The organism is Kitasatospora sp. NPDC059577 (assembly GCF_042735475.1).
GTDB lineage: Bacteria > Actinomycetota > Actinomycetes > Streptomycetales > Streptomycetaceae > Kitasatospora.
This window is the reverse complement of record NZ_JBHWBZ010000063.1, coordinates 35,428-43,055: the sequence shown is the minus strand read 5'-3', so window position 1 is coordinate 43,055 and position 7,628 is coordinate 35,428. Positions and strand designations below refer to the sequence as shown.

The 7,628-nt window shown below is 72.7% G+C and carries 9 protein-coding genes; 3 read left to right on the top strand and 6 right to left on the bottom strand.

The window, feature by feature from the left end:
* Positions 1 to 207: 207 nt before the first annotated feature.
* Positions 208 to 858: a hypothetical protein gene (locus ACFV0O_RS34245; RefSeq protein WP_380347643.1), complete on the bottom strand. Its 651-nt coding sequence runs from the start codon at positions 856 to 858 to the stop codon at positions 208 to 210.
* Between the two features lie 179 nt (positions 859 to 1,037).
* Positions 1,038 to 1,868 carry a hypothetical protein gene (locus tag ACFV0O_RS34240; protein WP_380347642.1) on the bottom strand — a complete coding sequence of 277 codons (831 nt, stop codon included), beginning with the start codon at positions 1,866 to 1,868 and terminating at the stop codon, positions 1,038 to 1,040.
* Between the two features lie 439 nt (positions 1,869 to 2,307).
* On the opposite strand from ACFV0O_RS34240, the gene ACFV0O_RS34235 reads away from it, so the two are divergent.
* On the top strand, positions 2,308 to 3,120 hold the full coding sequence (locus ACFV0O_RS34235; protein ID WP_380347641.1) for a hypothetical protein: 813 nt from the start codon (positions 2,308 to 2,310) through the stop codon (positions 3,118 to 3,120).
* A gap of 132 nt (positions 3,121 to 3,252) precedes the next feature.
* Here the strand turns inward: ACFV0O_RS34235 and ACFV0O_RS34230 are convergent, their stop codons facing one another.
* From ACFV0O_RS34230 to ACFV0O_RS34220, 3 genes are all read right to left on the bottom strand, one after another.
* Positions 3,253 to 3,627 (bottom strand): DUF6193 family natural product biosynthesis protein, encoded by a 375-nt coding sequence (locus ACFV0O_RS34230; protein WP_380347640.1) that lies wholly within the window; start codon positions 3,625 to 3,627, stop codon positions 3,253 to 3,255.
* Between the two features lie 222 nt (positions 3,628 to 3,849).
* Positions 3,850 to 4,248: a hypothetical protein gene (locus tag ACFV0O_RS34225; RefSeq protein WP_380347639.1), complete on the bottom strand. Its 399-nt coding sequence runs from the start codon at positions 4,246 to 4,248 to the stop codon at positions 3,850 to 3,852.
* A gap of 143 nt (positions 4,249 to 4,391) precedes the next feature.
* The gene (locus ACFV0O_RS34220) at positions 4,392 to 4,970 is read right to left on the bottom strand and encodes a TetR/AcrR family transcriptional regulator (protein WP_360260622.1); all 579 of its coding nucleotides are present in this window, start codon (positions 4,968 to 4,970) and stop codon (positions 4,392 to 4,394) included.
* A 91-nt stretch (positions 4,971 to 5,061) separates the two neighbouring features.
* Between ACFV0O_RS34220 and ACFV0O_RS34215 the strand changes: the two genes are divergently transcribed.
* Positions 5,062 to 5,508: an anthrone oxygenase family protein gene (locus tag ACFV0O_RS34215; RefSeq protein WP_380347638.1), complete on the top strand. Its 447-nt coding sequence runs from the start codon at positions 5,062 to 5,064 to the stop codon at positions 5,506 to 5,508.
* Between the two features lie 340 nt (positions 5,509 to 5,848).
* Here ACFV0O_RS34215 and ACFV0O_RS34210 read toward each other — a convergent pair whose 3' ends face one another.
* The gene (locus tag ACFV0O_RS34210; RefSeq protein WP_380347659.1) at positions 5,849 to 6,775 is read right to left on the bottom strand and encodes an alpha/beta hydrolase; all 927 of its coding nucleotides are present in this window, start codon (positions 6,773 to 6,775) and stop codon (positions 5,849 to 5,851) included.
* A gap of 165 nt (positions 6,776 to 6,940) precedes the next feature.
* On the opposite strand from ACFV0O_RS34210, the gene ACFV0O_RS34205 reads away from it, so the two are divergent.
* On the top strand, positions 6,941 to 7,522 hold the full coding sequence (locus ACFV0O_RS34205; protein WP_380347637.1) for a TetR/AcrR family transcriptional regulator: 582 nt from the start codon (positions 6,941 to 6,943) through the stop codon (positions 7,520 to 7,522).
* Positions 7,523 to 7,628: the final 106 nt, after the last annotated feature.

Here is a 7,628-nt window from a genome sequence, read left to right as displayed (position 1 = left end):
CCCCGCCCGGCCCCCCCCCCCCGCGGCCGGGCGCGCGCGCCGGCCCCGCGCGGGGGGGGGGGGGGGGGCCCCGCCCCCCGGCGGGGGCCCCCCCCCCCGCGGCCGGGCTCGCGCAGCGGTGACCGCGGTCGGCCGCGGACGGCTGCGGACGGCCTCGGGCGGCCTCGGAGGGCACGGAGGATGGACCGGGATGCCGCCGGCGGATCGCTAGCCGAAGGTGAGCAGGGTCGCCACCGTGTTGCCCTCGGCGTCCAGGCACTCGGTCGTGTCGGACCCGTCCGGGTCGACCAGGATGCCCAGCACGGTGCCGGTGCCGGCCTCGTCCGGGATCATCAGCCAGTCGTTCGCGAAGTCGCCCTCGACCGGCTCCACCGGCCAGTCCGCCGGATCCACCGAAGCCCTCCGGAGCATGTCGCGGAAGTTCTCCAGCCTCCAGTCGGAGCTGTCGGCGGCGCGCGCGTGCAGGACGGCCCAGGTGCGCTTGAGCATCGGGACGGCCGGTTCGACCCACCCGGTACCCGGGTTCGCATGCAACACGGCCAGGCCGGACGGGGTCGCCAGGCGGTCGCCCCAGTCCTGCATCCGCACCGGGACGGTCTCGCAGGGGTGCACCAGGGCGGCCACCGGGGAGCCCGGCGCGTCCGCGCGGGAGACCAGGTAGACCGGCGTGCCGCCGGGCCGCATCGGAGCGTTCGTGCCCTCCGGCCCCAGCGGGTCGTACATCGTGCAGTGGTCGTCGGACCCCTGGACCAGGCCGACCCGTTCGATCCGCCAGCCGTCGATCGTCCACGTCTGCGCGGACGGATCGGCCAGGGCGGTGATCAGTGCGGGCAGGTACTCGTCATCGTCGTAGGACATCCGTCTTCCCCGAAACTCGTAGGTGGTGGGGAGCGTAGACCGTGGCTCCGACATGCGGTCCCGGGAGGCCCGGCTCCGGGGGCGGCCGCCGGGACCGACCGGGGCGACCGGGGGCGGCCCGTACGGTTCCCGCCCGCACACTGCCGCCCTCGGCCGCCTCCTGGGGAGCCGCCGGTCCGTCAGGCCGGAATGTTGAGCCCGACGGCCCCGGTCAACGGCGAGAGCTGTTTCACCAGCTTGTCGAAGTCCGCGGTCCGACCGTCGGACCACTGGGCCGTACCGACGAGCATGCCGTGCCCGTGGACCGCGAAGTTCTGCACGAGGCCGCTGTCGGCCGGCAACTGGCGCAGACCCGAGTCCTTGGGCGGGACCTGGACGGCGACCTCGTAGTCGCCGGGGTGGGAGGCCAGGAAGGTCACCAGGTGCAGGGCCTCGACCGGGTCGTTCATCGTGAACAGCGCCAGGTTGTACTGGTTGCCCTCGGCGTCCTTGTACAGCGCCAAGTCGACGCCGAGACAGCCGTGGCCCTGCGTGATCAACCCGGCGAGCGTCGGCGCCACGGTGTCCGGGCCGGTGCACACCGGGTTCGCCACGTCGGCCACCAGCGTGTACCCCTGCACCTGCGCCGGAAAGACGGACTGCGGGATCGCCGAGGACGGAGCGTCGGCTGCCGTCAGCGGGGCGTCGGCCGGCGGGGTCACCACGTGCAGCGCGGGAGCGGACGAGGTCAGCGCGGCCGGGTCGGCAGGCACAGCAGACGGGGCCGACGCGGAAGCCGCCGGCGCAGCGGCCGGGGCCGGGGCCGGGGCCGACGGCCGGAGCAGGTACACCGCCGCTCCTGCTGCCGCCAGCAGCGCAGCGGCCGCCGGAAGCAGCAACCGACGGCGCCGGTCTCGGCGCGCGGGTTGGTTCGCCCGTTCGGCGGCACTCGGTTCCGGTGCCGCGTTGGTCTTCTCGAACTCCTTGACGAACTCTGCCCACAGGTCGTCACCGGATTCACGCATACTCACAACTTCCACACCTTAGTGATCATCGCCACCCCTGGGAAGACGGGCCCCTTGCCGTTGCGGACGGTAGTGCCGTCGAGCCCGGGTGGTGCACGGTCCAGCGTTACGGGCCAAGGGAGTTCGGACCCTGCTGGGCAGGCCTCAGAACGGGGGCTCGTCGTGCCAGGGACCGGTCGTCGGCGCGGGCGGCCGGGGGCTGCGGACGACGGGGAGTCACCGCAGCACGGGGTGGCCGCGATCCGACGGACCAGCAGCCCCGGTAGTCGAGATCGGCAACGTCCACGGCGGCACCGTAGCCCCTGGCTCTGACAGTCCGGGTGTCCCAGGTGACCGTCGATGCGGCCGGGTTGCGCGTCCGTCAGGAGTCAGCGCCCGGTCGGTCGGGGATCGGCAGCGGAGTACCGTGGCGCCGTCCTGTCGGAGCGGTTCGGGGAGGCGCGTCATGCCCAACAGTCGGATCATCGCATCGGCGCTGAACGGCGACACGGAGGAGCTGAGACGGGCCGTCGGAGCAGGCGGCCTCCTGTGCGTCGCGCCCGAGCTGTCGAGCGTGTTCGTGGTCCGGACCGCCGCCGACGGCGCACAGACGGCAACGGTCGACCTTCCCGGCAGCACCGCCTTCGTCCGGCTGCCCAGGTCGTTCCGGGTACGCCACATCGGTCACGACAGCGAACGCTTCACCCTGACCAGCGCCGACGGACGGTCCGTCACCGGCACGCCACGGCAGTTCAGCACCGGCTACAAGGTGATCACCGAGGAGCACAACCCCTGGTACGAGCAGCACGTCGAAGAGGCCTTTCTGGCGACGGGCCTGCGCCCCGAAGGCCTGCTGCCGACCCGCATCCTCCACGTGGGCACCACCCCGGAGCCGGCCGAGCCCCGACCGGAGGGCCGGACCGCCGGGAGCGCGGCGGCGGTCCCGGGACGGCGGCTGGAGATGTGGTTCGACAGCGCCGGACCGGAGAAGACCGCCGAACTGCTGCCCCACGCACGCCGGCTCGTGGCCGAGTTCGACCGCATCCGCCGCGACGGCACCGCGTTCATCTGGACCGCGTTCGCGGAGGGCGACGAGACCGAGGAGGAGAAGGCCCGCTTCCCCGAGGTGATGACGCCGCACACGCTGGTCGTCTACCGCTCGGGAGACTTCGAGGTCCACTTCGAGGAGCCCGGGAACCGCTACTTCATGGACGGCTACTGGCCTGCCGTCCAGTACCGCGCCGACCTGACGCCCGTCCACGTCACGATCGAGGCCTGACCCCGTCGCCACGGAATCCCGTTCGGCCGTGACCTGGCCGGGGCGGACCGCCACGACTCCCCACGCCGGCCCGCACCTTGGACCGCCTCGATGACCAGGGGCCGCTGCCCAGGACTCACGGCGCACCCGGGCTCAGCCGGCCGCGTGCACCAGTTGTTCGACCCTGGCGACGGCTTCGTCGGCACTGGCGGTTTCGAGCTCCTCCACCGAGGACACCACGTCGGCCGTCGGCAGGGTGCAGACCAGGTAGCGCCCCTCGGGCACCAGCGCGACGGCGACGGCGAGGACGTCCCCGTCGCCGGCCCACCACTGGGGCCCGGTGCTGAACCGGAGCGTCGCATGACTCGTGAACGGGTAGTAGCGGCTCAGCGACGTGCGCCTCGCGGCCAGGACCAGGTCGTGCAGGATCGGCGGAACCCATGACCGGCCGGGAATCCGGCAGGAGTCGTCCTGGTCCGCTGCTGCCCGGATCTGGAAGTCCCACGCCTCACTCAAGGGATCGCTCACGACTGGCATTCTGCCGTGGTCGTCCGTCCTCGGGAAGGTGGCGCCGGGGGCGTGCTGCCGTGGTGCCGCGAGGTCGCCGGGGTGCCTGCCGCGTCGGCCGGCACCCCGCACGGACCCGGGTGCGCTGCCGCGGGGCGGCGCCCCCCCCGGGGTGGTGATCAGCGGAAGCGGGCGCGGCGCGGCGCAGCCCGTTCGGGCGCAGCGGCTTCGGCGCAGCGGCTTTCAGCCGAGGCTGATCGGGTCGGTGCCGAAGGTCCACGCGCTTCCGGACCTCGCGTAGACCTGGATCGGGGTGCTGCCGTAGTCCTCGCCGGAGATGGAGTCGCACTGGCCGGGCGCGAGGACGGGGGTGACGTGCCCCGGGCTGGTGACGTTGTCGCCCGCCGTGTCCTTGATCCAGAAGTAGAAGCTGTTCGCCGAGCTCTGGTGGTTGCACAGCTGGGCGGACACCCACGGGTTGTCGTCCAACGTGTGCCAGCCCGTGATCTCCACGCCGTGCGCGGAGTTGGAGTCGGATCCGCTTGCGGCGGACGCGCTTCCCGACGCGAGCGTGACGCCGGTGACGGTCAGTGCGGTCACCGCGGTGAGGGAGGCGAGTCGGCGCCCCAGCTTGAACTGCATGTCTGCCCCTTCGGTCGGACGGGCCGGTTCGGCTTCCATCGTCCCCGCGGGACGTGCCGGGCGGCCACGACGTTGACCGGACGTTCGCCGGACGCTTCCGACGCCGGACGACGGGGGCACCGCGTGCCCGCCCGGGCGGTGCGTCAGACCACGGCGAGCCGGTCCACCAGCAGTTCCACCCTCCACTCGGTGTGCTCCGGAGGCAGCCGTCCCGCCCGGGTCAGGGTGGCCAGGCCGTGCAGGGCCGCCCAGAACGTCTCGGTGAACAGTCCTGTGTGGACACCGTCCCCGGCGACCTCGCCGAGGCTCTCCAGCAGGGCGGCGAAGGCGTCCTTCAGGGGCTCGGGGGTGTCCTCCCGGGCGAAGGCGAGGCCGCCGTCGAGCCGGAACATGGCGTCGTAGACCGCCGGGTTGCGTTCGGCGAAGTCGAGGTAGGTGCGGGCGAGGGCGGCGACCCGGGCGCGGGGGCCGTCCGCGGCGGAGGCCGCGGCCCTCAGCGCCACGGCCATCTCGGCGGCACCCTCCAGGGCGACGGCGCCGATGATCTCGCGCTTGCCGCGGAAGTGGCTGTAGAGGACGGGCTGGCTGTACTCGATGCGCTCGGCGAGCCGGCGGGTGGTGACCGCGTCCCAGCCCTGCTGCTCGGCGAGTTCGCGGGCCGTCGCCACGATGAGGCGTTCGCGGCTCGCCCGCTCGCGCTGCTTGCGTTCCTGTACCGACATGATTCGATCCTAGCACCGCTAGACAATCAAGCGGCAGCAGCGCTAGCGTCATCTCATCATCTAGCGGCGCTAGATCCCAGGAGGGGTCACCATGCTCGACGCATTAGAGGTCGTCACCACCGTGCTCGTCGGCCTGATGGTGGGGGTGGAGTTCTCCGTCGCCTTCGTCATGAACCCGATCTTCAGCAAACTCCCCGAGGACAGCGACCAACTCGCCCGTGCCCACGGGGGCCGGATGCTCGGAGCCCTGATGCCGTTCTGGTACATCGGCTCGCTCGCCCTGAGCGCCGTCTGGGCCGTCGCCGGATGGCACCGCCACGGCACCGGCCTCGTCGTCACCGCCGGCGCGCTGCTGATCCTCAGCGTGATCATGTCGGTCCTGCTGCTCGTCCCGATCAACAACCGGGGCAAGACCTGGACCCCCGAGAACAGGCCCGAAGACTGGAAGGAGCAGATGAACCGCTGGAACCGCTTCCACTACGCCCGCGTCGCCGTCATCGTCGCCGCCTTCACCCTGCTGGTCGCCGCCCTCGTCTGAGCCGCCCGCCGAGCCCGGCCGGCCGATCGTCCGGGTCACGGGTGGTGGACGTCCAGGGGTGGAGGACGCCGGACCGCCGGTGGACCTCCGATCCGCCGGGCCCGCGGGACCCGACTCGGCGACCCGCACCCGGCACACGGCCTCGTGGCCGGAGGCCGACTTCCTCCGCCGCTCGCGCTCGGAGACAGTCGAGCTGCCGGACGATCCGAAGCAACGGGCACGGGGCAACGGGCATGGAGCAACGGGCATGGGGCAAGGGCCGATCGGGAGGAGTGGGCACGACAGGCCGTGGCCTGCCGTGGCCTCCCCCTCCCCCGGCCCGCCCGTCGGACTCGCTCGGTCAGCGGCCGTCGGGGCGGCCGAGGGCGTCGCGGAGGAACTCGGTGATCTCCGCCCGTGCCGTCTCGGCCTGCGGCACGACGGCCGGCATGCTGACGAAGGCGTGCGTCGCCCCGGGGAACTCGCTCAGCCGCGTGGGCGTCCCGGCCGCGCGCAGGCGCTCGGCGTAGCGGCGGCCGTGGTCGGCCAGCGGGTCATGGGTCGGCACCACCACCAGCGCCGGGGCGAGCCCGGTGAGACTGTCGGCGTGCAGCGGGGACAAGGCCCGGGGATCGGTCCCCGAGGGGACGGCGAGCCGGTGCAGCAGCCGCAGTTGGGGAACGGTCAGGGTCGGGCTGTGGGCGTGCTCGGTGACCGAGGGGTGGTCGAACATCGTCCCGGTCACGTCCGCGACGGGGTTGACCAACACCTGTGCCCGCAGGTGCAGGCCGGCCTGCCCGGCGCGGATGGCGGCCAGGGCGGTGATCAGTGCCCCGCAGCTCTCGCCGAACACGGCGGTGCGCGCCGGGTCGATGCCCCAGTCGGCGGCGTGCCGCACCAGGTGGCCGAGCGCGTCCCAGCCGTCGCTCGCGGCGGCCGACAGCGGAGTGTCCGGGGCGAGGAGGCGGTGCTCGACCGAGACGACGAGGGCCGGCAACCGGGCGGCGAGATGGCTGTTGATCCAGTCGCTCTGCACCGCCGTGCCGACGAACCCGCCACCGTGGACGTGGAGCACGAGGGGCAGGGCCGCCGCCCGGTCGGTGGAGCCGGCGCCACGTTCGCCCACCGGCCGGTGGACCCGCACGGGCAGGCGACGGCCGGACAGCTCCAGCGACTGCCAGTCGATCGCGGCACCGGGGTCCGGCATCCCGGTGATCGCCCGCATCTCGGGCGACGCCCGCCTGCGGTTCTCCGCCTCGCGGTAGGCGGCCAGTTCCTCGTCGGTCATCGCCGCCCAGTCCGGCTCGCCCCCCAGTGCCTGCTGCCGCAACCCGCTGCTGCTCGCCGACGGCCGGCGCGCACTGTTGTCCCCGTTCATGCCTTCTCCTCCCCGCATGATTACGCTACCTTAGGTATCGATACCTAAGGTAGCGTAACTGACTATGGTGAGGGAATGACTGCGACAACTCCGCCCGCCCGACCGCCCGGACGCCCGCGCGCCGGCCTCGACGCCGAGGTCTTCACCGCCACCCTGAGCACGGTCCACGAGATCGGCTACGCGCGCGCCACGGTCGAACGCATCGCCACCGCGACCGGCATCGCGAAGACGACGATCTACCGCCGCTGGCCGTCGAAGGGCGCGCTGATCGTGGACTGCCTCCTCGACGCGTTCGGCCCGGCTCCGCTGAGAGAGGGCGCAGACCAGGCCGAAGTCATGTCCTCGACCATCCGCTGGATCGCCGCGACGATCGCCGAGCCCGGAGTGGGCGACGCGTTCGCGGGCGTGTTCAGCGACGCCGTCAGCGACCCGGCCCTGCGCGAGATCCTCTCCGCACGGCTGCAGGACCCGTACCGCCTCGCCCTCCAGGACGCTCTCGACGAACCGGAGAACAGGGTCCTGTTCTTCATCGACGTCGTCGTCGGCACTCTGCTCCACCGGATGGGCATGACCGGCGAACCCATGGTCGATGCCGATGTCGACGCCCTGGTCGCGATGGTGCTGCCGCACTTCGCCCGCGACGTCGACCCGACCTGACCCGACCTGACCTGACCTGACCTGACCTGACCTGACCTGACGGTGGATCAGCGGCCCGCAGCACGGACCGCTGCCACGACCGGCGCAGCCGGCGTCGGGCAGGGCT